Annotated in this window: 18 protein-coding genes; 15 read left to right on the top strand and 3 right to left on the bottom strand. The window is 61.8% G+C overall.

The annotated features are described in order from the left end of the window. Positions 1–41: 41 nt before the first annotated feature. Positions 42–5,303: a beta-ketoacyl synthase N-terminal-like domain-containing protein gene (locus ACFSKT_RS10230; RefSeq protein ID WP_377722635.1), complete on the top strand. Its 5,262-nt coding sequence runs from the start codon at positions 42–44 to the stop codon at positions 5,301–5,303. 101 nt (positions 5,304–5,404) lie between these two features. Here the strand turns inward: ACFSKT_RS10230 and ACFSKT_RS10225 are convergent, their stop codons facing one another. Continuing rightward, positions 5,405–9,295: a BREX system ATP-binding domain-containing protein gene (locus tag ACFSKT_RS10225; protein ID WP_377722634.1), complete on the bottom strand. Its 3,891-nt coding sequence runs from the start codon at positions 9,293–9,295 to the stop codon at positions 5,405–5,407. A gap of 305 nt (positions 9,296–9,600) precedes the next feature. On the opposite strand from ACFSKT_RS10225, the gene ACFSKT_RS10220 reads away from it, so the two are divergent. The 9 genes from ACFSKT_RS10220 (at position 9,601) to ACFSKT_RS10180 (ending at position 17,943) form a co-directional block, all read left to right on the top strand. Beyond that, the gene (locus ACFSKT_RS10220; protein ID WP_377722633.1) at positions 9,601–10,539 is read left to right on the top strand and encodes a ring-cleaving dioxygenase; all 939 of its coding nucleotides are present in this window, start codon (positions 9,601–9,603) and stop codon (positions 10,537–10,539) included. Positions 10,540–10,567: 28 nt separating this feature from the next. Next, positions 10,568–10,801, top strand: coding sequence for a DUF896 domain-containing protein (locus ACFSKT_RS10215; protein WP_377722632.1), 234 nt, complete (start codon positions 10,568–10,570; stop codon positions 10,799–10,801). 63 nt (positions 10,802–10,864) lie between these two features. Beyond that, positions 10,865–11,272, top strand: a complete 408-nt coding sequence (locus tag ACFSKT_RS10210) for a DoxX family protein (RefSeq protein ID WP_377722631.1) — start codon at positions 10,865–10,867, stop codon at positions 11,270–11,272. A gap of 237 nt (positions 11,273–11,509) precedes the next feature. Beyond that, complete coding sequence (locus ACFSKT_RS10205) at positions 11,510–12,532, top strand: hypothetical protein (protein WP_377722630.1); 1,023 nt, start codon at positions 11,510–11,512, stop codon at positions 12,530–12,532. 135 nt (positions 12,533–12,667) lie between these two features. Next, on the top strand, positions 12,668–13,147 hold the full coding sequence (locus ACFSKT_RS10200; RefSeq protein WP_377722629.1) for an SRPBCC family protein: 480 nt from the start codon (positions 12,668–12,670) through the stop codon (positions 13,145–13,147). Positions 13,148–13,174: 27 nt separating this feature from the next. Further along, positions 13,175–14,656, top strand: coding sequence for a sensor histidine kinase (locus ACFSKT_RS10195; protein WP_377722628.1), 1,482 nt, complete (start codon positions 13,175–13,177; stop codon positions 14,654–14,656). A 9-nt stretch (positions 14,657–14,665) separates the two neighbouring features. After that, on the top strand, positions 14,666–15,373 hold the full coding sequence (locus tag ACFSKT_RS10190) for a response regulator transcription factor (protein WP_377722627.1): 708 nt from the start codon (positions 14,666–14,668) through the stop codon (positions 15,371–15,373). A 148-nt stretch (positions 15,374–15,521) separates the two neighbouring features. Further along, on the top strand, positions 15,522–16,988 hold the full coding sequence (locus tag ACFSKT_RS10185) for an S-layer homology domain-containing protein (protein ID WP_377722626.1): 1,467 nt from the start codon (positions 15,522–15,524) through the stop codon (positions 16,986–16,988). A gap of 160 nt (positions 16,989–17,148) precedes the next feature. After that, positions 17,149–17,943, top strand: a complete 795-nt coding sequence (locus ACFSKT_RS10180) for a Nif3-like dinuclear metal center hexameric protein (RefSeq protein ID WP_377722625.1) — start codon at positions 17,149–17,151, stop codon at positions 17,941–17,943. Positions 17,944–18,064: 121 nt separating this feature from the next. On the opposite strand, the gene ACFSKT_RS10175 is transcribed toward ACFSKT_RS10180, so the two are convergent. After that, entirely contained in the window at positions 18,065–19,558 is a 1,494-nt protein-coding gene (locus ACFSKT_RS10175) for a glycosyltransferase family 4 protein (RefSeq protein ID WP_377722624.1), read from the bottom strand. Between the two features lie 183 nt (positions 19,559–19,741). Here ACFSKT_RS10175 and ACFSKT_RS10170 point away from each other — a divergent pair, with 183 nt between their 5' ends. The 5 genes from ACFSKT_RS10170 (at position 19,742) to ACFSKT_RS10150 (ending at position 25,264) form a co-directional block, all read left to right on the top strand. Beyond that, positions 19,742–19,981, top strand: coding sequence for a hypothetical protein (locus tag ACFSKT_RS10170; protein ID WP_377722623.1), 240 nt, complete (start codon positions 19,742–19,744; stop codon positions 19,979–19,981). Between the two features lie 7 nt (positions 19,982–19,988). Continuing rightward, on the top strand, positions 19,989–21,083 hold the full coding sequence (locus tag ACFSKT_RS10165; protein WP_377722622.1) for a GerAB/ArcD/ProY family transporter: 1,095 nt from the start codon (positions 19,989–19,991) through the stop codon (positions 21,081–21,083). Beyond that, positions 21,080–22,504 (top strand): spore germination protein, encoded by a 1,425-nt coding sequence (locus ACFSKT_RS10160; protein ID WP_377722621.1) that lies wholly within the window; start codon positions 21,080–21,082, stop codon positions 22,502–22,504. The genes ACFSKT_RS10165 and ACFSKT_RS10160 overlap by 4 nt, the downstream gene beginning before the upstream one ends. Beyond that, positions 22,501–23,706: a Ger(x)C family spore germination protein gene (locus tag ACFSKT_RS10155; RefSeq protein WP_377722620.1), complete on the top strand. Its 1,206-nt coding sequence runs from the start codon at positions 22,501–22,503 to the stop codon at positions 23,704–23,706. The genes ACFSKT_RS10160 and ACFSKT_RS10155 overlap by 4 nt, the downstream gene beginning before the upstream one ends. A gap of 148 nt (positions 23,707–23,854) precedes the next feature. Continuing rightward, a complete protein-coding gene (locus tag ACFSKT_RS10150; protein ID WP_377722619.1) occupies positions 23,855–25,264 on the top strand; it encodes a HEAT repeat domain-containing protein in 1,410 nt (469 codons plus the stop codon). A gap of 63 nt (positions 25,265–25,327) precedes the next feature. On the opposite strand, the gene ACFSKT_RS10145 is transcribed toward ACFSKT_RS10150, so the two are convergent. After that, positions 25,328–26,152, bottom strand: a complete 825-nt coding sequence (locus tag ACFSKT_RS10145; protein WP_377722618.1) for a helix-turn-helix domain-containing protein — start codon at positions 26,150–26,152, stop codon at positions 25,328–25,330. Positions 26,153–26,264: the final 112 nt, after the last annotated feature.

The following is a 26,264-nucleotide window of genomic DNA, read 5'->3' as shown; positions in this document are numbered from 1 at the left end:
GGGCGGCTTGCGGATTTATGAAGAAAGGATGCATGGAGCTCATGGAACAGATGTTAAACCGAATGCTATGGGGACAGCTTCATGCGGCCGGCTATTTCGGGCGGGGGCGCGACCCTCGCTCGCTCATGGAGCAGACGAATGCATTACGGGCGCCGCACCGGCGATGGATGCGCGAGAGTCTGGACGTTTTGGCGCGCGCGGGCTTCCTCGTCCGAACGGGAGAGGGCTACGCCGCGGTGCAGGCCGATCCTCCGGATGTCAGGGAGCTGTGGACGCAGTGGGACCGTCTGAGCGCGGGTTGGCTCGCGGATCCGGATTTGGCGGCGCAAGCGCGCCTAGCCGAACGGACGCTGCGCGCGCTGCCCGATATTTTGGCCGGGCTGGTCAAGGCGACGGAAATTTTATTCCCCGGCGGAACGATGGAACTCGTGGAAGGCATCTATAAGCACAACCGGACCGCGGACTACTATAACGGCGTGCTGGGCGATATGGTCGAAGCGTACATGGAAGAGATCGCGGCGGAGCGACGTACGTCAAGCGCCGCAGATCGGCCCGGCATTCGCATTCTGGAGGTAGGGGCCGGCACAGGAGGGACGAGCGCCGAGATATTCCGCAGGCTGCGGCCTTATCGGGAGCTCGTGCAGGAATATTGCTATACGGATATGTCGAAGGCGTTCCTGGCGCATGCGAAGCGGGCGTACGGCAGCGAGAATCCCTACTTGAACTGCCGCCTTCTGAATGCGGAGCTTCCGTATGGAGAGCAAGGACTGGAATGCGGCGCGTATGACCTCGTCATCGCGGCCAATGTGCTGCATGCGACGGCCAATATTCGCCGGACGCTGCGCAATTGCAAAGCGGCGTTGAAACAAAACGGGCTGCTGCTGCTGAACGAAATTACGTCCAATACCGTGTTCGCCCACGTGACGTTCGGGCTGCTGGACGGTTGGTGGTTGTACGAGGACGAAGCGATCCGCATTCCGGGCTCGCCGTGCCTGGGCGAGGCGGAATGGAAGCGGGCGCTGGAAGATGAAGGCTTCCGTTCCGTGCTGTTCGCGGCGGACGGCGGCAGAGGGCAGCAAATCATCGTCAGCGAAAGCGACGGATTCATTCGGCAGCCGGCGACGGCTTCGGAGACTTCGGAGGCATCGCGACTAGCGGTTGCCGAGGCGGTGGGACTCGTAATTCCGCAGCGCCAAGTTGCGGACTTGAATGTCGACCATGCTGCAGCGGCAATATCGGCCGACCGCCGAACCGGCACGGGCATGAGCGAATGGACGCCGGACGAGGTCCGCGCCTATGTTCGGACGGTGATCCGGGGCCAGTTGGAGCAGTCGCTTCAGCTGACGGATGACATGATCGACGACGACGACGCCTTTTCCGATTACGGCCTGGATTCGATTACCGGCATTCAGCTGGTCAAAGGGCTGAATCAAGCGCTCGGCTGCAAGCTGTCGATCACGGACATCTTCGACTATAGTTCCGTTCATCAATTGGCCGGTCACCTCGTCGATCGACATGCTTCCGATATCAGGCTGCCGAAGACTGCGGAGGATTCTGGCCTCGAGGAGGCGGCGGCTGCCCGGGAATCTCGCTTAAGCGACGAGGCTGACGCGATCGCATCGAGCTGGGCTGCTCGGCGCGCGGCAGCGGCGTCCGACAATCGCGCCAGCATGCCGAAGGGAGACGTCAGCGCAGCGACCGATCCTTCATGGGTTACGCAAGAACAGGCCATGTTCGACGGTTATGAAGTCGCGGGATTCGTCGGCGAATCGGCCGCGGAGACCGCCGCGAGCGCGGAGAGCCGCGAAGCCGGCGGCGCCGCTTCGACTCCCGTAGTTGCGAAAGGGCCGATCGCCGTTGTCGGGATGAGCGGCCGATTCGCCGGCGCGGAGGATGTCCACCAGCTGTGGGCGCATCTGGCGGCCGGCGATGATCTCGTCAAGGAAACGACGCGTTGGGATCTTGGACGGGCGTTCCCGAATCGCGAGCCGTTCGCGCTGTATGGGGGCTTCCTAGAGCGGATCGACGAATTCGACGCCGCATTCTTCAATATTCCAGGGCAAGAAGCGGACTATATGGACCCGCAGCAGCGCATTTTCCTGGAGGAAGCGTGGAAGGCGCTGGAAGATGCGGGCTATGCCGGCGAAGCGATGGAAGGCCGTCGCTGCGGCGTCTACGTCGGCTGTCAGAACGGCGAATACCATCAACTCTACGGCGAGGACGCGCCGTCGCAAGCGCTGTGGGGAATGTCGCCCTCGCTCATCCCGTCGCGCATCGCATATGTGCTTGATCTGCACGGGCCTGCGATCGCGGTGGATACCGCTTGCTCAAGCTCGCTCGTGGCGATTCATCTGGCCTGCCAAGGCCTGTGGACGGGCGAAACGGAGATGGCGATCGCGGGGGGCGTATCGGTGCGGCTAACACCGGACTTCCAAGCGACGGGCTCCAATGCCGGTTTGCTGTCTACGCGAGGACGCTGCTTCTCATTCGACGACCGTGCGGACGGCTTCGTGCTGAGCGAAGGCGCGGGCGCCGTCGTGCTGAAGCGGTTAGAGGACGCGATCGCGGACGGAGACCATATTTACGGCGTGATCCGGGGCTCGGGCATGAACCAGGACGGCAGAACGAACGGCATTACCGCCCCGAGCGCCAAGTCGCAGGAGCGGCTCGTCCGCGGGGTATACGAGGACTTCGGCATCGAACCGTCGACGATCCAATTCGTGGAGGCGCACGGGACGGGCACGCAGCTCGGAGACGCGATCGAGGTCGAGGCGTTGAGCCGCGTATTCCGCTCGTCCGCGCCGGCGAACGGATATTGCGCCATTGGGTCGCTCAAGTCCAATATCGGCCATACGGCGACCGCTTCCGGCGTGGCGGGGTTAATCAAGCTGCTGCTGGCCATGCAGAACCGCCAGATGCCGCCGACGCTCCACTTCGAGAACAGGAACGCGAATATCGATTTCGAGCAAAGCCCGTTCTATGTCAATACCGAACTGACGCCTTGGGAGGCGCCAGTTGGAGGGAAGCGCAGAGCCGCGCTCAGCGCCTTCGGGCTGAACGGCACTAACGCGCATCTCGTGGTGGAGGAAGCGCCTGATCGGCCTCATCCGACCGCGGACGGCCGTAGCCGGCTGATCGCGCTGTCGGCGAGAACGCCGGATCAACTGCGTCTGCAAGCCGAACGTCTGGCGGATTACATTCGCCGGGAGCGGCCTGAGGGGTTGGCGGACATCAGCTTTACGCTGCTAACGGGAAGAAAGCATCTCGGACACCGTCTGGCATGCGCCGCGCGTACGCCAAGCGAGCTGCTGCACATGCTTGAACGTTGGCTGGCAGCGGGGAGTAGCGAGGACGTCCGCGTATCGGAAGCGGCTGTCCGCGGCGGAAGCAAGGATGAGGCCGCGCTCCGGCTGGGACGCGAGTGTCTGAGCCGATGCGCGGGGGCTTCCGCCGGAGAGGCGGGCGACGAGCCTGTTCGAACGCTCGCGCGCCTCTTTGCGGAAGGCTGCCCGCTGCCTTACGGCGAATTGTTCCGGGGCGGGCGATACGTTCGCGTCCCGCTGCCGGTCTATCCGCTGGCGAAAGACCGGCACTGGCTGCCGAAGCGAGAACCGCAGCGCGAGGCCGCTCACGGCGTTGCCGTGACAGGACCCGTCTTGCATGAACCGATCGCGATCATTGGCATGAGCGGCTCGTTGCCGTTCGTCGCAGGCGCGGATGAACAAGGGCTTCAGCCGCAAGCCGGAGAGGCTGATAACGCCGAGCGGGAGCGGTTCGATCCGCGGATCTTCGGCTTGTCGCCGGAGCAGGCTGCGCTTGTGGAGCCGCTTCATCGGCTGGCGCTGATGCACGGCTGGAAAGCGGTCGAGGCTGCTGGCTGCGCGCCGGGCGCGCTTGCGGGCAGCCGAACGGCCGTCTTCGTCGGCATGGACGGAGGCGCTGCCGCCGATTCAGCCCGGCACCTAGACCCAGCAATCGGAGACGGCTTGGATGCCGGTTGGCCCCCGCTGAATGCGGCAAATTCGCTCAGCTGGCTGCTCGATCTTCGCGGACCGAGCGAGGATATCAATACGGCCGGTTCGAGCGCGCTCGCGGCCATCGATCGCGCGGTTAAGGCCATTCGCGCAGGCGAATGCGAGACGGCGCTCGTCGGCGGAATCGACGCTGGTGCCGCCGTACAGGGCGATCAACAAGGCGTCATGCTGCTGCTTAAGAAGCTGAGCGCGGCTGAGCGCGATGGAGACCCGATCGCCGCGGTGATCCGTGCTTCGATCGCGAGCCATGGCGGACGTTCCAGGTCGAATGCCGCGCCAAGCGAGAATGCGCTGTCCGAGCTGATAGCGGATGCTTACGACCAAATGGACATCGCTCCTTCGGCGGTTGACTACGCGGAGCTGGACGGGAAGGCTTTCGGATCAGAGGCGCAGGATGCGCTGCAAGTGCTGGCGGAAGCCGCGTACGGCGAGCTTGGACGGGCGGCGGGAGATACTGGTCGGCTGGAGCCGCGACACGGCCTCCGTACGTCGAGCGCCGCAGGTCAAGCTGCCGGAATGGCGAGCGTTATGAATGCGCTGGAATTGTTGCGGCCGGACCTTTCCGATCCGTCGCGCGATTCCGCCGCGGAGCCTTTCGCTGTGGACCGAGAGAACGCGAATCGGGATGAGCAAGGCCGGAAGGCGCCACGGCTGGCGGGCATTACGGCACTGGGCCGCGGCGGAGTCAACGCGCATGTCGTACTGGAAGCGTACGAGCGGAGACCTCGGAAGCCAAGAGCCAGCGTCATTGCGCCGGAGCAGCCGGGCGTGTTCCTGCTGTCGGCGATGGACGAAGCCGCGCTCCAAGCGCAGGCAGTCGAGCTGCTCGCCTTCGTCTCCACGCTTCCGGAGGAGCGGATCGACGACGCGGCGTTCACGCTTCAGACAGGCAGGGATGCGATGGACGCAAGGCTTGCGGTTGTGGCCGGATCGTTCCGGGAGTTAAGCGCTAAGCTAACGGCCTTCGTCTCCGGCAATTGCGGGCAGGAAGGCATCTATTACGGCCGCGTAAGTCCGGATAACGAAGCGGTGCGCCTGTTCGCGGCGGACGACGAGGATTGCGGCGAGCTCGTTCGCCGCTGGCTGGCGAAGCGCAAGTTTGACCGCTTGCTCCCGCTATGGGTACATGGACTTGGCGTCGATTGGACCGGGTTGTACGGGGAAGGCGAGATGCGGCCTAGCCGGATCACGCTGCCGACTTACCCGTTCGGCGGGCTGACGGCGCGCATGACGGAGTTACCTGCGGCTGAGCTCGCGAGCGTCAAATAACGGCTCTGATTCGAAGCGCCAAAAAAGGCCTGAGCGGCGTCCTCCAAGGACGTCTCGCTCAGGCCTTCTTATTGTCCAAATAGGCGAGGCTGCTGCAACCGCTAGGAAGAGCGGCTATCCAGTTGCCACATGACGGCTTCCGTCCGCGATGCCTCGTACGGCATGCCGAGTTTGCGGGCTTGCTGCAGGCTGCGCTTCCACAACTTGCGGGCGCGTTCGCGGTCGCCTTCATGCCAAGCGATCGAGCCTTCGTAACCATGGAGGCGAGGGAGCGCGATCGGGAACGTCTTGGCGAACCGGCGCAGGATGCCGATCGCCTCGTCCATCGCGGCTCGGCTCTCGATCCGATCGCCGCTCTCCCGCTGCCACAGATCGATCAGCGTCTCGGCAAGCGCGGCGTAGCCGTCGAACGAATAATACGTCGTCGCCGCGGACTGGTTGGTCAGCGTCAATCCCTGGCGAGCGTAGCGCTTCGCCTCGTCGAGACCGCCGGTGCGCAGATGGACGAGCGCGAGCAGATTGTGCAGGCGGATTTCCTCCGTCAATCCGATATGGATCGGAATGAGCGCCTCGGCTTCGGACAGCAGGCGCAGCGCTTCCGGCGGTTTGTCGTTGTAGAGCGCATTCTCCGCTTGCGCCAGAAGCCCCCAAGACTTGGCTTGCGCGTTGCCGCTAAGACGGCCGGACTCGTAGATTTTCGCCGCGAGCGCCGTGCTTGCCGGGAAGTCTGCATGGTGGTAAGCCAGCGCTTTGACCATCAGATAAGAACAAGCCTCCCAGTAGCGTCTGTTACCCATTTTCTCGTAGATATCCATCGCGCGGCCGGAATAGTCCATCGACTCCTTCCACTGCGCGGTGCCGGTGAAATAAAGCGAGATGTTCATGCGCACCCAGGCTTCGGCCGACAGCTCCTCGATTTGGTTCATCGTCCGAAGCGACTGATTGATATAGGCCTTCGCGAGCTTATGTAAAGACATGATGCCGGCCGTGACGCACATGTTGCCGGAGATTTGGGCGAGCTCCGGCGAGATGCCGGCGCGCTCGGCCAAATTCAGGCCGTGCAGCGTATGGTACAGATTATCGCCCGGCTTGTTCACGAAGAACGCGATCTCCGCCAGCCGCCAGTAACACCGCGACTGCTCCAGCAGCAGCTCTCTTCGGCTTTGCGAGAAGGGACCGACCAGACGCTCCGGGATGACGCGATGCAGCAGCTGGCGAGCCGCCTGTCTGGCGATGTCCCGCTTGAAGCGGCCAGGAGTCGAAGCGGGCGGGCGCCCGTACAGCGTCAGCGCGGCGCACAGCTGCTCCGAGGCGTTGGCCATATCCCCGATGCCCATATACGCTTCGCCAAGCATGCGGCGCCACTTCGCCATCGAGGCGGACGATTCGGCGAACGTCTCTCCGCCGACGAGCGCGGTGAACGCGCCGACCGCTTCCTGATAGGCACCCGTCCGCTGCGCTTGTAATCCGACTCGCTCCAGGTAGTAGGCGGTCTTGTCGGTATCCTCGGCCTTCGACCAGTGGTAAGCGAGCAGACCGTAATACGGCGACAAGTCGGAGTACTGCGACTCGTACCAGCTGGCGAGCGTGCCGTGCAGCTGTTTGCGCTGGGAATGCAGCAGCAAGTTATAGCTGACCTCTTGCGTGATGACATGCTTGAACAGGTAGGTAAGCTCCGTATCGGACGGTTCGCGGAGCGTAAGGTTCGCTTCGGTCAGCGTCTCCAGCAGGGCCAACAGCTTCTCGCCGCCGCCGGCGACGGGCATCGTCCCGTCCAGCGCCGCATAAGTGAAGATGCGTCCGATGACGCTGGCGACCTTCAAGACGAGCTGTTCCTCCTGGGGCAGACGGTCGATGCGGCTTCGGACGATGCCTTGGATGGTCGTCGGAAAATGCACGTCGGACAATTCGTCCAAGTTGCGCAGCACGCGGCATTGGCCGTCGTGGATCTCAAGGACGCCGCTGTCGCGCATCGCATAGGCGAGTTCTTCGCTGAAGAACGGATGGCCTTCCGATTTGCTCAGAATAAACGCGCCCACCTCGTCCGGCAGCCGCTCGACGCCGAGCCGGTCGGCGATGAGCGCGAGCGATTCGTCCCGCGACAGCTCCATGAGGCGCAGCGTAAGGGAGGACGGAAGCTGCAGGCTCGCCTGCTCGCCCGCCTCCACTTGCTCGCTCTCCGGCCGGGAAGCGACGATAAGCAGCGCTTGCGGCAGCGCGCCCGCGGCTTGCAGCAGCAGCGACCAGGAGGACGAGTCCGCCCAATGGCCGTCGTCGAGCACGAGCACGGTGCGCGTTGCTTCGGCGAAGTGTCCGAGGAGCCGCACCATCAAGGCATGCGCGTTATCCGCTCGGATCTGACCGGTCATCGGTTTGGTCCACGCATTGTCCGCGATCGCGAATGGCAGCACGGGCGTCAGCAGGGGAGCCAGGTGCTCCAGGTCGGGAGCGGAACGGCGGATCGTGTCCAGAACGGCCAGCTGCCTGGCGTCCTCGTCTTCGGGAAGCGCGTCCAATCGCAGCAGCGCGTGGAAAATGCTTCGCCACGGATAGTACGGCGTTAACTGCTCGGCGGCGTCCGCCGCGCCGCGAAGGACGGTCACATCTCGGGCGGCCGCTTCGCGCAGGACGAATTGGAGCAAATGGGACTTGCCGATGCCGGCTTCGCCGATGAGGCTGACGTAGCTTCCGCTTCCTTGTGCGAGCAGGTCTAGCCTCTGCCGCAGCTCGGCGATCTCGCGCTCCCGGCCAACTAGCGTCTGCCCGCTGCTCCGGGCTTCTCCCGTTAATCCGAGCGGGGTAAACAGCGGCTGCGGCTCCTTCAGCCCCTTAAGCATGACGGGCGCTTCTTCGCGGAACCATACGCCGCCTCCGGCGGCCTCGCGCGTCGCGGCGTCGCACCGGATCTCCTGCTCCGGCGCATGCTGCATGAGGCGGGCCGCCAAGTTCATGGCGTCGCCGAGCATGGTGTACTCCCGCTTCACCGCGTTGCCGATCGAGCCATAGAACACGAGACCGGTGGAGATGCCGATGCGATGGCCGAGACCGAGAGCCTTCAAGCGCTCCTGCATCGCCAGCGCGGCCCGAACGGCGCGGAACGCGTCGTTCTCGTGGGTGTGGGCGGGAAGCCCGAGCGCGGCGATGACGGCGCTGCCCTTATCGTCGTGACTGATCTTGTGGATCGTGCCGCCGTGCAGTTTCATGGCCTGCTGAATGGCGACCGTCGCGGGCTGCAGCTGCCCGATGTCCAGCTTATTCGCGGATTGGCTGAACTTCACGAAGAGCACCGTGATGAGCCGAAGCTCGGCGGACCAGTCGACCTGGGCAGCTTGGGCGGGATCTTGAAGGAGGGTTCCTTCATTATCCTTCGACTCGGATGGAGGCTCATCGTGCGCCTCCTCGGAGAAGAAGGCGCTGCCGGCTTCGGTTAATTCCGAAGGATAGCGCTTCCCGATGAGCGAGCGGGCTTCCGGAGAGAGGAGAACCCTGCCCGCCTGGGCGTAGGCGCTGCAGGCGCGAATCTGAGAAAGCGCTTCGCCGGCCAGCGCAAGCTCCCACTCCTTATCCAGCCCGCCGACAAGCGCGCTCTCGATATCGCCCGCCCCGATGCTCATGCGAAGCGAGAGCAGGAGCCCGGGCAGCATCTCCCGGTCATGCAGCTGGCGCTGCAGCAGCAATCCGCAGCGGGCGGCCGAGAGAACGGCTTCCTCCAGCGAATGCTCGTCCGGGTCGACGGTCCATACGGCGAGCAGGGCGTCTCCTGCGAACTGCACGACCTCGCCCCCCATGCGGTCGATGGCCGAGAGCATGCGGTCGAAATATGTATTCAGTAATATAGAAATTTGTTCGATGCCGGCTGCTCCCTGCGCGGTAAGCTGCTTGCTTAAGGAGGTGAAACCGTAAATATCGATGAACAGCGCGGCACCCGGGAACTGCATGCTGCGCGGCTCCATCCAGGATGAAGAATGGTCGTTCTCATGATTTAGGCTCATATGGTAGCCACGACTCCCCGGTAGATTGATAGATACTACTATTATGACATCAATCGACATAAAGCGGGAGGGGGGCGGCGAGAAAAAGAAAGCAGCCGAACAAGTAAGAGAAAAGCGGTAATTAAGAAGGCAAGAATATAAAGAACGAAAAAGCGGAAAATGGATAAGAGGGTATTGACAATTGATTCAAAGTAAAGTATCTTTAATTCAAGATAATTAAAACAAAGACAACAACGAACGGACACGGCGACGAGGCAATAGATGGATCACCCAACAACTAACCTATATTAAGGGAGCGATTAAGGATGACGAACCGGACGGCAGGCATTCACCACATTACGGCTTTTGCAAGAAACCCGCAGGAGAACGTCGATTTCTACTCGGGGGTGCTCGGGCTTCGCTTGATCAAAAAGACGGTCAACTTCGATAATCCGCACACGTATCATCTCTACTTCGGCGACCAAGCGGGAACGCCGGGCACGATCATCACGTTCTTCCCGTATCCGCACGCCCGGCAGGGACGCGTCGGGGGCGGGCAGGTCGGCGTCACGACGTTCGTCATCCCGCAAGGCGCGATGTCGTACTGGGAAGAGCGGCTCGCGCTGCTGGGCGTGAGCGCGTCGAATTCGGTACGGTTCGGCGAGACGTACTTGCAGTTCGCCGATCCGGACGGCTTAAGGCTGGAGCTGGTGGAGCGAGTGGAAGGCGCGACGCAGACGGCGACGACGGGCGGCATCCCGGCGGCGAAGGCGATCAAAGGCTTCGGCGGCGCGGTGCTCTACAGCGTGGATCACGCGTCGACGATGCGTACGCTTGCGCAGGTGCTCGGATTCGTGAAAGTCGGCGAAGACGCCAACTACGCCAGATTCCAATCGAGCGCCGAACTGGGCAACCGCGTCGACGTGCCGCTCCGCGACATGGAGTGGGGCGCAAGCGGCGCAGGCACCGTTCACCATATTGCATGGCGCGCGCGGGACGATCAGGACCACGAGCAATGGAGAGACATCGCGATCCAGCACGGATTCAAGGCGACGCCGATCGTGGACCGCAACTATTTCAAGGCGCTGTACTTCAGGGAGAGCGGCGGCATACTGTTCGAGATCGCGACCGACCCTCCAGGTTTCGCGCGGGATGAAGAGCCGGAGAAGCTCGGCGAGAAGCTGATGCTGCCGGAATGGTTCGAGGAGCAAAGAGCCGACATCGAAGCGAAGCTGCTGCCGGTTACGACCGTAGCGCCTTATTAATACATGCATGCAAGGAGAGATGAACGATATGATGATCCCGATTTTGGACCGGATTAACGAATTGAGCCGCATGCAGCGCGGCGGCGGATTGACGGAGGATGAACGTCTCGAGCAAGCGAGGCTTCGCCAAGAATATTTGGGCTATATCCGCGGACAGGTGAAAACGATGATGCGCAGCGTGTCCGTCATGGATGAGCGCGGCAATGACGTCACGCCGTTGAAACTCGCCGCCGAGAAATTCGCGAACGGCGATCATGACTAAACTTGCGCTATATATCTTTAAATAAAGATAATTAAAATAAAACGAAAAAGGAGATGGGTTTACATGATGGATCTCGGGTTGTTGATTGTACGCGTCGTGGTAGGGGTATTGTTTGTTGGGCATGGGGCGCAGAAGCTGTTCGGCATGTTCGGCGGCTACGGGCCGAAAGGAACGGGCGGCTGGATGGAATCGGTGGGCATCAAACCCGGCGTCGTCATGGCGGTATTCGCCGGCTTGCTGGAGCTGGCGGGCGGGGCGCTGTTCGCGGCGGGTCTGTTAACGCCGATCGCCGCGGCCTTCATCGCGTTGACGATGATCGGCGCGATCGTCAAAGTGCACTGGCGCAACGGCCTGTGGTCTACGGCAAACGGCTATGAATATCCGCTTGTCCTGCTCGCCGTCGCGATCGGCGCGGCGCTGACGGGTGCCGGTGACTACTCGCTGGACGCGGTATTGGGATTATTCCGATAAACCGCGTAGGGGCTGATTCGAGCTAACGTTACCAACAAGAAGGAGACCATGTGCTCCTTCTTGTTGGTGCTTCTTGTGGCCATGAACATGCTAAGCTCGCTCCGCGTGCATCGCATCCATCGGGAAGACGCATATTACCGGTGCGTATGGATATGGCGCTGCGGTTCCATCGCGGTGCAACCTTGACGCATCGTTAGCCGTCTAATAGCTACTTAGCAGGATGTAGGAGGGATTCGCTTGACAAGACAAACACAATGGCGTTCTTATACGGCGCTGCTCATGGCGATTATGCTTGCCGGCACGCTGCTGGTCGGCTGCGGGAAGGCATCGGATCCGGGCGGAGACACCGTTCATAACGAGCAGACGGGCTCGGGCTCGACTGGCAGCGAGACGACGAACGGAGGCAATGGCTCGAACGATGCGGACAGCGCCGATCAAGAGAAGACCGAACGGATCGTCGCCGAATATGAAGCGCTGAAGACGAAGCAGGCGGACGCGAAGGAGCGGCTCGCGTTCTTGGATGCGAATCTGGCCAAGCTGCCGGCGGACGAGGCGGATCGAATCATGCGGGACATGCTGGCGTTCTACGAGCAGGACCTGGAGCCGGCTCAACAGCGGTTGGCCGATCAGCGGATCGACGAGCAGCTGGCGGCGATCGAATGGCCGATTACGCCCGAGAAGCTGAATCAGGTGACGGACGACAAGGTGAAGCGGGCGATCGAAAACGTGTGGGCGGAAGGCTACAAACTGGAGGCGACGGAGGGCATGATTTTCCCGGTGGTCGATTACGGCCTGCTGAAGAAGCATGCGGGCTCGCTATCGCCGCAGCTTGTGGATTATATCGCGCTGCTCGCCTTGGAGTCGGACGAGAAGTCGTCCAGCGATGCCGGTCTTGTCATCAGCTGGGACCAGCTCGCCGAGCGGACGCTCGCGCATGAAGCCTATCTGACCCGGTATCCGGATGCGCCGGAGTTTGCTCGCGTGAAGCAGCTGTTTCAGAACTACCTGTCGATGTACCTGTATGGGTTGAATAACACGCCGGTCTTCGATTTCGATACGTACAAGCTGGCGGAGGAGGTCAAGGCGAGCTACACGAAGACGGTCGCCGCGCACCCCGACACGAAGACGGGCGAGATCGTGAAGGGATTTTTGGCGGTGCTGGAGCGGAACGATTGGCAAGTATTCGTGAAGAAGAACGGAGAGCAGGCCGACGTGCCGGAAGTGAAAGCTTACCGGGAGAAGGCGTTGGCGGAATTGTAAGGACTTCGGCATTTGCGGACCAGGCGATTTGATGCTTGGTCTTTTTTTATGCCCTTATGCTAGAATGAAGTGAATTCTTGTTATGGATAGCGTTTCAGAGCAACGGAATATCTAAATATAGGGGAGGACCTTGAGATGCTGGCTAATTTCGAACAAACGCAGAGCGGTTATATCGCCCGTTTCGAACGGCGGTTCCGTCATGAGGCGCAGGACGTCTGGGCGATGCTGACGGATAACGAGAAGCTGACCCAATGGTTCGGCGAGCTGCGGGTCGAGGAGCTGCGCGAAGGCGGGGCCATGCTGTTCGATATGGGGGACGGCGCGTTCGAGCGCATGACGATTATGGCGATGACGCCGCAGGCCGTCCTCGAATACGAGTGGGGCGAGGATCGGGTCCGCTTCGAGCTGGAGCCGCAAGACGAAGGCAGCAGCCTTATTCTGATCGAGACGATCGGCACGGTCACGGCGCACACAGCCAGGGACTTGGCCGGTTGGCAGGTTTGCCTGGACGTGATCGCCGCTTTGCTGGACGGCCGCCCGATACCGCAGCGGAAGGAAGAGTGGGCGCGGCAATATGCGGAATACGCGAAACTTACGGAGTCCTATCTCGCTTAATCAGACGAAAAGGAAGGGGTGCCTCTCGTGTCGATTCGGTTTCGGCTGCTATTCTCGTTGACCTCGGTCGTCATCGTCTCGGTGACGCTGTTCATGCTGGCGGCCTACCTGTTGTCCGTCGCGGCGACGGGCGATTACCGGAGCGTGCGAAGCTTTTATACGATCCATTATTCGCTTCATCCCTTGTCGGAGGAAGAGGAGAGCATCTTCCTCGATCTGAAATATCTGGCCAAGCACGATCCGGACAAGCTGACGGACCCGGCGCTGCTGCAGGATTACGATCTCCAGCTCAAAATGGTGCAGGCCGGACTGCTCGTTCGCAAGGACGACGAGCTGCTCTATGCGACGCCGAACATGAAGGAGACCGATTTCGCCGGCGCGCTGCCCGCCTACGAAATGGGGAATTATCGCATTCGCGAGACGATGAACGTCGGCAGCCGCTTTTTCGCCTACGCCAAATTCGATTTCTACTTCGATGCGGCGCAGAAGGAGAAGGGGAGCATCTTCGTCATCCGGGAGCGGAGTCCGTTCGCGGAGGTCGTCCGCAAAATGCTGCCCGTCCTCGTCGGCTTGTTCGCGCTGATCGTGCTGTTGACCGGCATCGTGCTGTACCGGTACGTCACGCGCAAAATCGTGCTGCCGCTCGAAGGGCTGCGCAAGTCTGCGGAACGGATCAAGGAAGGCGATCTAACCGAAGAGCTGCGGCCGACGTCCAAGGACGAGGTTGGACAGCTTACCGCAAGCTTCGACGAGATGCGGCGCCGGCTGCAGGAATCGATCCGGCTGCAGCTGCAGTACGAGGAGAACCGCAAAGGGCTGCTCTCGAATATCTCGCACGACCTGCGCACGCCGATCACGACGATCAAAGGGTACGCGGAAGGCATACGGGACGGCGTGGCGCGGACGCCGGAGAAGCTGGACCAATACGCGCGCGCCATCCATACCCGCGCCTCCGACATGGAGCGCATGGTGGAGGAGCTGTTCTACTACTCGAAGCTGGATTTGAACAAGGAGCCGTTCACGTTCGAGGACGCCGAAGCCGCCGTGCTCATGCGAGGATTCGTCGAGGAGCACGCGATCGACTTCGAGCGGGCGGGCATCGAGGTCGAGTGGGAGCCGCTGCCGGAGAAGCCGGTCTTCGTGCGGGCCGACCGGGAGAAATTGAAGCGCGTCGTCCGGAATCTGCTCGGCAACAGCATGAAGTTCATGACGCGCGAGCCGAAGCGGATTACCGTCGGCATTCGCCCGGACGAGCCTCATGGCCAGGTGACCGTCATGATCGCGGACAACGGGCCGGGCATCAAGGCGGAGGCGCTGCCGTTCGTGTTCGACCGGTTCTACCGGGCGGACGACTCCCGCACGCCGGGGTCAGGCGGCGGGAGCGGGCTGGGGCTGGCGATCGCCAAGCAGATCGTCGAAGGACATGGCGGGACGATTACGGCCCGCAGCGAAGAAGGCCAAGGAACCGCGATTTATTTTACGCTGCCAATCTTACAGGAACGCCGGTGATACGAACTGATGAAACGCATACTGATTATTGAAGACGATCCTTATATCGCCGAACTGCAGAAGGACTACTTCGGCTTGCATGATATCAACGCGGAGATTTGCCATGATGGCACGGAAGGCCTGAGGCTTGCGCTGGATGGCGGTTTCGATCTGCTCATTCTCGATTTGCAGCTGCCGGGCGCGAGCGGCTTCGAGATTTGCAAGCAGGTGCGGGAGAAGCTGGATATTCCCGTGCTCATCGTGTCGGCCAAGAACGAGGAAGTGGATAAGATAAGAGGGTTCGGGCTCGGCGCCGACGATTTCGTCACCAAGCCGTTCAGTCCGAGCGAGCTGGTGGCGCGGGCGAAAGCGCATTTGGCCCGGTACGACCGGCTATCGGCACGGGATCGGGATGCGGAGCGGAAGACGGCCGAGCCCGAGGTGATCCAGGTGCGCGAGCTTGCGATCCACAAGGCGGCGTACCGCGTCTTCGTGCGCGACCGAGAGGTGCCGCTGACCGCGAAGGAGTTCGAGGTGCTGCTGTTTCTGGCCGAGCATCCGAACCGGGTATTCAGCAAAGAAGAGCTGTTCGAGCGCATTTGGGGAATGGAATCCAATGGCGAGATCGCCACAGTCACGGTGCACATTTCGCGCATTCGGGAGAAGATCGAAGCCGACCCGTCCAATCCGCAGTTTATCGGGACGGTATGGGGAGCAGGCTATCGGTTCACGGTGTAGCGGGCCATCGGATGAATCTGTTCATGCTAGGTTTCGGACTTGTTTATAAATTGTTTAGATCTCCTTTGAAGCGGGTTTAGGGTCGTCCCTTATGATGAAGTAGTCAAGGGAAACACCACTAAATCAGAGCCGAGAGGAAGAGGAATAGATGAAGAAGCGTAACCAGCAAGCAGCCATGATCGCGATTGCCATGATGATCGGAGGAGGCGCGCTGCTGCCGTTCCAAGCGCCGCTATCGGCGGCAAGCGCGAGCAACAGGGCGGCGGTAAGCGTCGAGCAGGCGATGGCGAAGCTCGCGGAGCAAGGCGTCCTGCAAGGCGGGGGCGACGGAAAGCTGCACGCGGAGCGGCACCTGACGAACGCGGAATTCATCAAGATGGCCGTCTTGGCGCTGGGCTTGAACGTGGAGGCCGCATCGGAGCTGCCGAACGCCAAGTGGTACGACGCTTACGCGAGCGCCGCGCTCGCCGGCGGACTGCTGACAGAAGACGCGCAATTCCAGCCGAACAAGCCGCTCGCGGCCGCCGACATCGCGCCGATGATCGCCAAGGCGCTGCAGCGCGACGTCAAGTCCGTGCAATATTGGATGGACGGTCTGAGCATCGGCCAAACTAACCTTACGCGCGGCCAAGCGGCGCAGCTGCTGCTTCAAGCGCAGCAAGCGGTACGCAGCGAAGCGGCCTCGATCGTATCGATCAGGGCGCTCAACAAAATTACGTTCGAAGTCGTATTCGACCAGCCGATGACGCTGGCGGACGAAGCGACGGCAGCGGCGCAGGCGAACTTCGTGTTCAGCAACGGCTTGAAGCTCGTGAACCAGCCGAGACTCAAGACCGGCTCCATCGCGACTTATATCGTGCCCGTCCAAACGATGAAACCTGGCGAGAGCTTCTCGCTCACCTATAAAGGCAATCAAACGTTCAACCTGACCGGTGCCGAGGAAACGATTAAGCTCAAGGATGTCCGCCAAGTGACGAACGACACGTTCGAAGTTAGCTCCCTGCGCGAGGACGGCGTCATCGATTACGGTTACGTGATCTCCGCTTATTCGGGAGGCCGTGGCGCCAATGCCATCGTGCTCGAAGCGGATAACACGTTCCAAGGCAAGCCGCTTCAAATCATTTCTTCCTTGGCGACCCGCCAAGCGGTGCTCACGCCGGAGAACGGCGCGCCGATCACGGTCAACTACGTTGGCTTCACGCAATCGACCGACGGCAAGCAGGAGCCGAAATTCCGTCTGCCGGCCGGCACCTCGCTCCAACCGGGCTTGACGTATACCGTTACCTCCGATTGGTTCGAGCTTGCGAATAAGACCTTCACCGCTGAGCAGGTGGCGCCGCTTACGATCGCTTCCGCGGCCAACATCGACGACGCTTCGATCCGCATATCGCTGACGGCCGATCCGGGCGACGAGCTGTTCGCTTACCGCTCGGTGCAGCTGAAGGGCAAGGATGGCTCGGTGCTGACGGCGCAATACCGGGTGCAGACGCGCAAAGGCGAGACCGGCATCTTCGATATTCAGAACGGCGGCAAGCTGACGGCCGGCATGACGTACGAGGTGACGCCGGTCGGCGCGTGGGCGACGGCAAGCGGAATCGTGCTGGATGTGAAATAAGCAAGGACAGACGAAGTAACCGGCTCGCGGGGCGAGCCGGTTTTTTTGCCGTTGGCCAGGCTGGACCGGCGCGAATCGGCTGGATTTCATGCTATGCTAGTCTGTAGCATGCGTACATACTTATTTCCGTCCCTAATCCCCATGAAGGAGGCACCATCCATTGAGCATCACCGTTCAAACGATTATCGACCGTCTCGTCGCGCCGGTCGGACCGCTCGATCAGACGGTCGACACGCTGAAGAGCGGCAGCCCCGACAAGCCGGTGCGCAAGGTCGCGGTCGCGATGACGGCGACCTTCGCGATCATCAAGCAGGCGGTCGACACGGGCGCCGACCTGATCATCGCGCACGAGCCGACGTTCTACAACCATCTGGACGAGACGAGCTGGCTCGAGGGCGATCCCGTCTACGAGAAGAAGCGCGAGTTGATCGAATCGACGGGCATCGCGATCTTCCGGCTGCATGACTATATTCACGAATACGAGCCCGACGGCATTCTCAGCGGCATGCTGCAGGAGCTCGGCTGGTCGGCGTATGCCGATCCCGACCACCGCCACCTGTTGACGCTGCCGCCCGGCGAAGCGGGGAATGTCGGCGCCGTCGCGGATCATCTGAAACAGCGGCTCGGCATCGACAGCCTGCTGCTGGCCGGCGATCCCGCCATGCCCGCCCGCCGGATCGGGTTCCTTCCCGGCGCGCCGGGAGGACGAATTCAGATGGACGTCCTGCGCATTGGCGGCATCGATCTGCTGATCGCGGGCGAGACGAACGAGTGGGAGACGAACGAATATGTTCGCGACGCGGTCGACATGGGGTTGGCCAAGGCGCTGCTCGTAACCGGTCACCAAAAAAGCGAGGAGGCGGGGATGGCCACCGTGGCGGCGATGCTCAGGGAGCAATTCCCCGAGCTGCTCGTCGACGTGATCGCGGGTCCGTCGGCCGTTAGACGAGTATAGCCGGCCGCGAACCGACTCCATTTGCGCTTGCCCCTATAAGACAGTGTTTCGCCAGCTTCCGGTTCAACCTTGCAAAGCCCTCGGCCAGACTCGCGTCAACGCGACTGGCCGAGGGCTTTCGTCATGGTCTCGCATGCGCATAGTAGATCGATTCATACGCTTCCGCTTCGACGCCGACGTCCGAAAGCGGCATGGCGCGAATGTTGTCTTTCAAGCCGTTAAGCAGCGCGGGATCGCGCGCGACCATGCTGATGCGCTCCGCCAAATGTCTCGCGTCGCCGGCGCGGAAGGTGTAGCCGTTTAGCCCATCGACGATTTTCTCCGCCATGCCGCCGATATTGGACGCCAGTACCGGGACATGGGCGGCGAGCGCTTCGTGCAGCGCGAGCGGGTAGTTCTCGTACCAGACCGACGGCACGACGGCCATATCGGCCTCTTGATATAGGCGGGGGATGTCGCCCTCGGCATAGGGGCCTCGGAACGAGATGCGCGCGTCGCGGGCGGCGGCACGGCGCAGCGCGGCTTCATAGGCGGGTTCGCCGGACCCGTAGATATGCAGGCGAAGCCGGCGCGAGGCGACCTTCGACAGGGCGGCGATGAGCACGTGCACCCCTTTATGCTCGTTCAACGAGCCGCCGTAGATCAGCGTGATCGGGCTGCCTTTCCCGTAGCTTTTGGCATTGGGGACGACCGTCTCATGGCGAATGCCGTGCGGCAGCACTTCGATCGGCAGATCAGGCAAGGCCTGTTTGACGAAGGAAGCGAGGAAGACCGAAGGCGATAGAATCCGGCTAGCCCCGAGAAGCAGCGGCATCTGGGTCTGCAGCCGGTCGGCGGCGTAAGGGATCTGACAGCGCGTCATGCAGGCCGTCCCTCCCTCGGGCCCGGCGCACAGCTGCTTGTCGACCTGCAGCAGGTTCGAACGGGGGCAGGCGAACCAGAAGTCGGTTAACGTCATGACGTAAGGGATGCCTAAGTTCCGGGCGGCTTGCACGAATTCCATGCCGCGCATCGCATGTCCGACGTGCAGCAGGTTCGGCTGCTCGCGGATGAGGATGCTTTCGGCCAGCGCCAGAAGCGAATGATCGCCGAAGCCGGCGGCCTGCGCGGGATCGTGTCTGCGGTGACGGTAAGCCAGCACCGGGATGCCTTCGAATTCGTATTCGCTGCCGAGCACGTCGCCGAATGTCAGCGGCGCTTCCTCCGGCACGAGGCCGCTATAGGTGGCGACCTTGACGCGGTGGCCCCGCTGCTGCATGGCCTTGGCCATGTTCAGCACGAATTTCTCCGTGCCCGTGTAGGACTCGGGGAAGAAGCCGTGCACGAGATACAGGATGGACAGCTTCGCTCCGGACAGCTGGCGTTCGCCCGGCGGGGCGGGGGCATATCGCGGCACGTCGGGCAAGTTTAATGCGGGCACCGGCAGCGCGGAGACCGCGAATCGCGCTGGGCGCCGCTTCTTATGCGAATGCTTAAGCGACCCGGCGCCTCGTTTGGTTCGTTTCGATACCGAACGTTTGGGGCCGAATCGCGAACGTCCTGGTTTTACTCGTAGACGCTTGGCTGCGGCGGCAATGCGCTTGGCAGCCGGCTTGCGGTTAAATGTTCGCGCCATGGGCGTTCTCCTTCCCAGCGTTGTTCCGCTTGCAGGTATCCCGATATCTTATGTGCGGCTGCACCGGTTGTCGAGGGCGTTCGCCTCGTGGTAGAAACGCCCGACTCATTCGGACATCGTACATAATTAAGGCCGGGCAAGCGCAATTTACCATGTATAGACGCGTTCGAGAGGAGCATGGAGATGACGGCGCTTGGCGTTTGGATCATCGCTTCGATGGGACTAATCCTGCTGGCCGGGCTGGATATGCTGGTGTACCGGAAGAGCTTGTACGAGACGTGTCGGCATTTGTTGTTCGATTATACGCACGGCCCCGCCTTCATCATGATCGGCGCGGCGCTCCTGCTCGCCGGCTGGGGAGACATGGGAGCAGCCATCCTACGCCGCCTGCGAGCCATTCGGATTCAGGACGAAAGGAAGTGATCTAGCTTTGGCGGCCACTACGAGAATGAACGTGGTGCACGGGTATACCATCCTGCTCGTCTTTCTGCTCGGGACGTCCATCATTTTCGGGCCGCCCCGGCTTGTGCCCGATGCTTGGCTTGTCGAGTTGATCGCGGTCGTTCCCGCGGGCGCGCTCTTCCTTCTCTTCGCGGGACTGGCCGCGGCCGGGAAAGGGGGCGGGTGGTACGATATTCTAGACAAAGCGTGGGGGAAGACGCTTGGGCGCGTGTGGGCCTTGTGCTATCTTGTCTATTTTCTCTATATCGCCTCGCGCAACGTCCGCGACATGATCGAGCTTGTCATGACCTCGATACTGCGTGCCACACCGTCTTCGGTCTTGATTTTTATGTTCGTGCTGGTTATCGCCTATGCCGCGTCCGGAGGAATAGCGGTGATGGGCCGATTATCCGTGCTGATCGCGGCGCTTATCGGCTCCTTTTTCTTTGCGTTGGCGCTTCTTCTCTTGTTCAGCGGCTCCGTCGACACGGAGCGGCTTCTGCCGTTTCTATCCGAAGGGCTGACGAAGGTGCTTATCGTTCCACTGAAAAGCTCGGTATGGTTCCCGTACGGGGAGCTGATCGTCTTTCTTGTCTTTAGCTCCAGCTTCGGCACGGTTCGTTCATTCCGGCGCACCGGCTGGGTGGCGATGATCAGCGCCTGTCTGCTGCTGACGTTCTCGGACATGCTGCAAACGAGCGTGCTGGGGATGGAAAACATCGTGTTTTCGGTTTTCCCGCTGCTGGACGCGGCGAGGATGATCAGTATTTTCAATTTCATCACCCGGCTGGACGCGTTCGTCGCGCTCATTATCATCTCTGGCGTTCTGATCAAATGCGCCGTCTTCGTGCATGCCGCCGCCCTCGGGGCGAACCGGGTGTTCGGGCGCCAACGCCGCTTCACGCTGCCGTGCGCGCTGCTCGTCGGCGCTTTCTCGATTCTGGTGACGCATAACAATGCCGAGCATTTCGAAGAAGGGTTGAAGTACGTCATCTATTGGCTTCATATCCCGGTCCAGCTCGCGGTCCCGGCGGCAACGCTCATCCTGCTGCGGATCCGCTTTCGCAAAGGAGAACGCACATGAACCGTGGCGACAACACAACCGATTGGAGCCCGACCGGACTAGACGGGGGCGGGCTGACGCTTGAGGCCGTGCGAACCGCGCTGCAAAGGACGTTCGGCAATACGGACGATCTGGCGCTCGTATCGCTCCGCTTCTGCGGCAAGGAAGGCCTGTTATGCTACTTCACGACGTTGACGAGCGCGTCGTTCATCATGGATTACGTGATCCAGCCGCTCGCGCAAGCGGGCGACGATCTGGCCGGCGAGGATGCGGATGCGCTGCTGAAGCAGGTGCGGGAGCGCTGCTTAAGCGGATTAAGCGCCGAGCTGTCCGGCCAATTGCAGGTCCTGCCGATGAAGCTCGGCCGCGGGTATGCCGCGCTGTTCGCGGAAGGAGCGCGCGATTGCCTGCTCGTCGACGTGAAGGAGCTTGTAACCCGCTCCGTGGAGGAGCCGACTTCGCAGAACGTCGTCCGGGGGCCCAAGGAAGGCTTCACGGAATCGGCCGCGACGAATATGAGCTTGATCCGAAGGCGCATCAGGACGGACAAGCTCCGGTTCGAGCGATACGAGATCGGAGAGAAGACGAGAACCGAGGTGTACCTCGCCTACATCGAAGAGGAAGCGGACGAAGAGGTGCTGCGGCAGGTGAGGGAACAGGTGAGCTCCTGCAGGATGGTCAGCCTGTTCGATTCGGGAAGTCTGGAGTCGCTGTTCCGTCCGCGCGGCTATTGGCTGTTCCCGACCGTCTACAACAGCGAGCGGCCGGATTCGGTCTGCTCCTGCCTGCTGGATAAGCGCATCGCCGTCATCGTGGGCGGCAGTCCGTTCGTGCTGGTCGTCCCCGCGATTTTTCGCGATTTCTTCCAGTCGCCGGAAGATCACTATCAATGGTTCCTGGTCGGCATGTTCGCCAGGGTGCTTCGCTACGTCGCGTTCCTGTTGTCGCTGGTCGTCCCTTCGCTGTACGTCGCCATTACGAGCTATCATCAGGAGCTCATTCCGACGATTTTGCTGACGAGCATCGCGGCCCAGCGGGAAGGGATTCCGTTCCCGGCGGTGGTTGAAATTCTGCTTATGGAGGCCGCTTTCGAGATTTTGCGGGAAGCGGGTACCCGGATGCCCCGCCTCGTGGGACAGGCGATCTCGATCGCGGGCGCGCTCGTGCTTGGCGAAGCGGCGGTGCAGGCGGGCATCGTGTCGAACATCAACGTCATCGTCGTCGCGCTTACCGTCATCTCGAGCTATGTCGCGCCGGTCTATACGTTCGGCTCGAACATTCGCCTATTCCGATTCGGTCTCATCTTGCTCGCGTCGTGCACCGGCTTGTACGGCGTCATCCTCGGCTGCGCCGTTCTGATGATCCATCTGTCGCGCATGGAAACGTTCGGTGTCCCTTATATGTCCCCATTCTCGCGGATCATCGGCGGGAAGACCTCATGACAGGCATTCGCTGGTTGTTGAGGGGGCTGACGCTCGCGGCCGCATGCGCGATGCTGGCCGGCTGCTGGGATTTGACCGAGGTGAACCGGTCGGCGCTGCTGACCGGCGTCGCGGTGGAGCCGGGCAAGAACGGCCGGCACCGCGTCACCTTCGAGGTGTTGAACGCGGCGGGGGCGACGCCATCCCAAGGTCAGGGATCTGGCATTCCGACCGTTCTCTATACGGTAGAGGGAAATTCGATCGCCGACACCGCGTCAAGGCTGAACGAAAATGTCGAGCGGCTGATGATGCCTTCTCACGTGCGGGTCATCGTGATCGACGAGCGAACCGCGCGCAAAGGGTTGAACAATTTCATCGACCTCGTCCAGCGCTCGCGGTACGTACGCGAGGACGTGCTGCTCTTGGTCGCGAAGGATGTGCCCGCCTCGGACGTGCTGCAGGTGCTGTCGCCGGGCGGCGTGTACGCCAGCTGGAAGATTCAGTCCCAGGTCGAGAATTTCCGCCAGGAATGGGGAGGCGTTCCGAACAGCCGATTGTTCGACTACACGCAGGCGATTTTGATCGACGGGAGAGAACTCACGCTTGGGGCGATCACGGTGATCGGCAATGTCAAGGCAAACGACGCCGGACAGAACTCCCAGTCGGCTATCCCCAAGTCGAATTTGAAAGTCGCGGGATCGGCCGTATTCAAGGACGATAGGCTGATTGGGTTCCTCTCGGTCAATGAGACGCGCATCTTGAATCTCGTCCGTAACGAACTGAAGCAGACGGGAATGACGTTCCCGATTCCCGGCCATGCGGGCCAAGCTTCCGTCCGGATCAACCGCGTGCACACCCGCGTGCGCGTCGCGATGAAGAATGGCGCGCCGTTCATTCAATTGCGAATTCGAGGGGAAGGCCAGCTAAACAGCCTGGATGCCGATCTGCCCGTTCATAAGGTGCAGGGATTTCAAGCCTTGGAGCAGGCGTTGTCCGATTATATGCAGCAGCAAGTCCTGCACATCATCGGCCGCGTGCAGGATCAATACGGCGTGGATATATTCGGGTTCGGGGAAAAGCTTTATCGCTATCATTACCGTCAGTTCAAACCGCTCAAAAAGGATTGGAACGACTTGTTCGCCAAAGCAAAGGTGGAAGCGACCGTTTCGATCGTTATTTCAGGTTCCGAGTTGAAGAATCGGCGAATCCGCAAAGAGCCCTAACCTTAGCCGCGTCGGCCGGTTCGCCCAAGGTTTGAACCAGGTTTGTTTTATCCAACAATCGCTTAGGATCGTGGATGTCGGTTCGGCTGCGCTATCCCTATAATCAAGGTGAAAGCGACAACACCATTCCCATAGGGAGGCAGCCGCCATGAGCCAAGCGCCGATATTGCTAACCGACGAGCAGATGAGGACCTTTATCGCAGAAGGATTTCTCATTCTGCGCACCGATTTCCCGGAAGCGTTCCACCGGAAACTGACGGAGGAGCTGGACGCCATCTACAAGGAGGAAGGCAATCCGGGCAATAACCTGCTGCCGCGCGTTCGCGAAATCCAGCAGGTGTTCGACCATCCGGTCATCACGGGCGCGCTGACGAGCGTGCTGGGCCGCAACTACATGCTGCATGCGCACCGTCATGGGCATTACAACGCGCAGCCGGTCGCCGGGGGCTGGCACAAGGACAGCTACTGGGGCTACTCGCGCATCCGCAATCACCATCCATGGTGGGCGATGATCATGTATTTCCCGCAGGATACGCCGGTGGCGCTCGGGCCGACGGGGGTTATGCCGGGCACGCAAAACTACGAGACGCGCACATTCGCGGCCGACGATACCGAAGACGAGCAGGTGGCCAGCGGCGGCGCGGGGACGTTCGCGCTGATCCATTACGACATCTGGCACCGCTCGACCCCGAATGTGCTGGGCAGCCCGCGGTATATGTTGAAGTTCGAATTCATGCGGACGGAAGCGCCGACGGCGCCTACTTGGGCAAGCGAGGAGCGGCAATGGCGCGAACCGGCCGGGCTGCGCGCGCCGATCGCTCGCCACGAGGCGATGTGGGAGGAGAATTGGAATTGGCTGCACGGGCAAATCGGCAGTCTGGCGAATACGCGTAAAGCGGATGCCGCACACATTGCGGAACTTGAGCTTGGGCTTGCCGACGCGTTCGAGCCTGCCGCGCTGAATGCGGCCTACGAGCTGGCGCGCTGCGGCAAGCCGGGCGTAGAGGCGCTGCAGCTGGCACTGCGGGGCGAGCATGCTGCCGCATCGAGGCTGGCCGCCTATGGTCTGTCCGTTGCGGGGGAAGAGGCGGTGCCGGGGCTGCGGCAGGCGCTGCAAGACGGTCGCGAGGAGACGGTCCGGCACGCGGCGTTCGCGCTCGGCGAGCTGCGCGACGCGGCCAAGGAAGCGCTGCCGGATCTACTCGCGCTGTGCGCCCATCCGTCCGCGCCGGTGCGCCGCACGGCGACCGAGGCGCTCGGCATGATCGGCACGCCGGAGGCTGCGGTCGTCTCGGCGCTGGCCGACGCGCTGACCGACGCGGACACGCAGGTTCGCTTCACCGCCGGCTTGTCGCTTGCGCAGCTCGGACCGGGCGCCGGCGCGGCTGTGCCAGCGCTGGCGGGGGCGCTCGCCGACGACAACCGCTACGTGCGCGCTCACGCTTCCGAAGCGCTGCGCTACATCGGCACGGCCGAAGCAAAGGACCTGCTCATCGCGGAACTGTTCAAGTCCAGGTGGTGCGCGAGCACGACGCCGGCCAGCACGTTCTATCCGTAACGCATAAGGGCCTCCCCGTCATCCGCAATGGTGACGGGGGAGGCCCTGTTCGCGCTTCGTCGCTCAAGCGAAGCTCTCCCGGTATTCGCTCGGCGCAAGGCCCGTATGCTCCTTGAACATCCGGGAGAAGTAGGTCGGCTCCATCCCGAGCGACAGGGCGATGGCCGATACGCTCATGCCGGTGAAGGCGAGCTGGTGCCGCGCCTTGTCCATCCGCTTGCGGTTCACGTACTGGATCGGCGACAGGCCCGTCGTCCGCTTGAACACGCGGCTGAAATAGTTCGGATGAAAGTGGAGCAGGGCCGCCAGCTCCTCGACCGTCAGGTTATCCGCCAGATGCGCCTCGATATACGCCAGCACGCTGGTCATCTTCTGGATTGCGCCTTCGGGCGACGCGACGGCCGCGACTGGCCGGGATTGCTCGAGGAAAGCGGCCAAGATTTCGAGCAGGGCCGCCTGCTCGAGCATGCCGGCCGTCCAATCCGGGCTCTGATGCGCGGCGATCAGCCGGTCGAACATCGCCTTCAGCCGGGGCGGATCGTCGATCCGCACGACGACCGGCACCTCCAGCGCATGGAACAGATGCAGGCCGCCGAGCTTCGCCGTGAAGTGGCACCAATACTTACTGAAGGTCTGCTCGCCGGTCGTGCCGTACGACTGCCGCCGCTCGGCCGGCAGCAGGCACAGGCTGCCCGGCTTCGGGTAGTAGCGGTCATCGCCGACCGCGACGTAGCCCTCCCCGTCCTCGATGAAATACAGCTTGTTAATGTCCGGCACGTAATCGTCGTCCCGCCAGGTGAGCGGCACCTTCGTGTAGGCGGCGACCGCCACGCTCAGCTGGAGCCCGGACAAATACGAGCGCCAGAACGTTTGCTTCTCGTTATCCACGCGTTATCCTCCGTCTTCGGATCCGGTTGTGCATGCCCTCCTATTCTACCATTATCCTGCCGGCGGCGGGGAGAGATCTCGCGTCTGCGATCGGATATCCAGAACTGGCTTC

This window comes from Paenibacillus xanthanilyticus (assembly GCF_042682185.1).
GTDB classification, from domain to species: Bacteria; Bacillota; Bacilli; order Paenibacillales; family Paenibacillaceae; genus Paenibacillus_Z; species Paenibacillus_Z xanthanilyticus.
The sequence above is the reverse complement of the archived record's forward strand: the minus strand, read 5'-3'. Positions and strand labels throughout refer to the sequence as shown.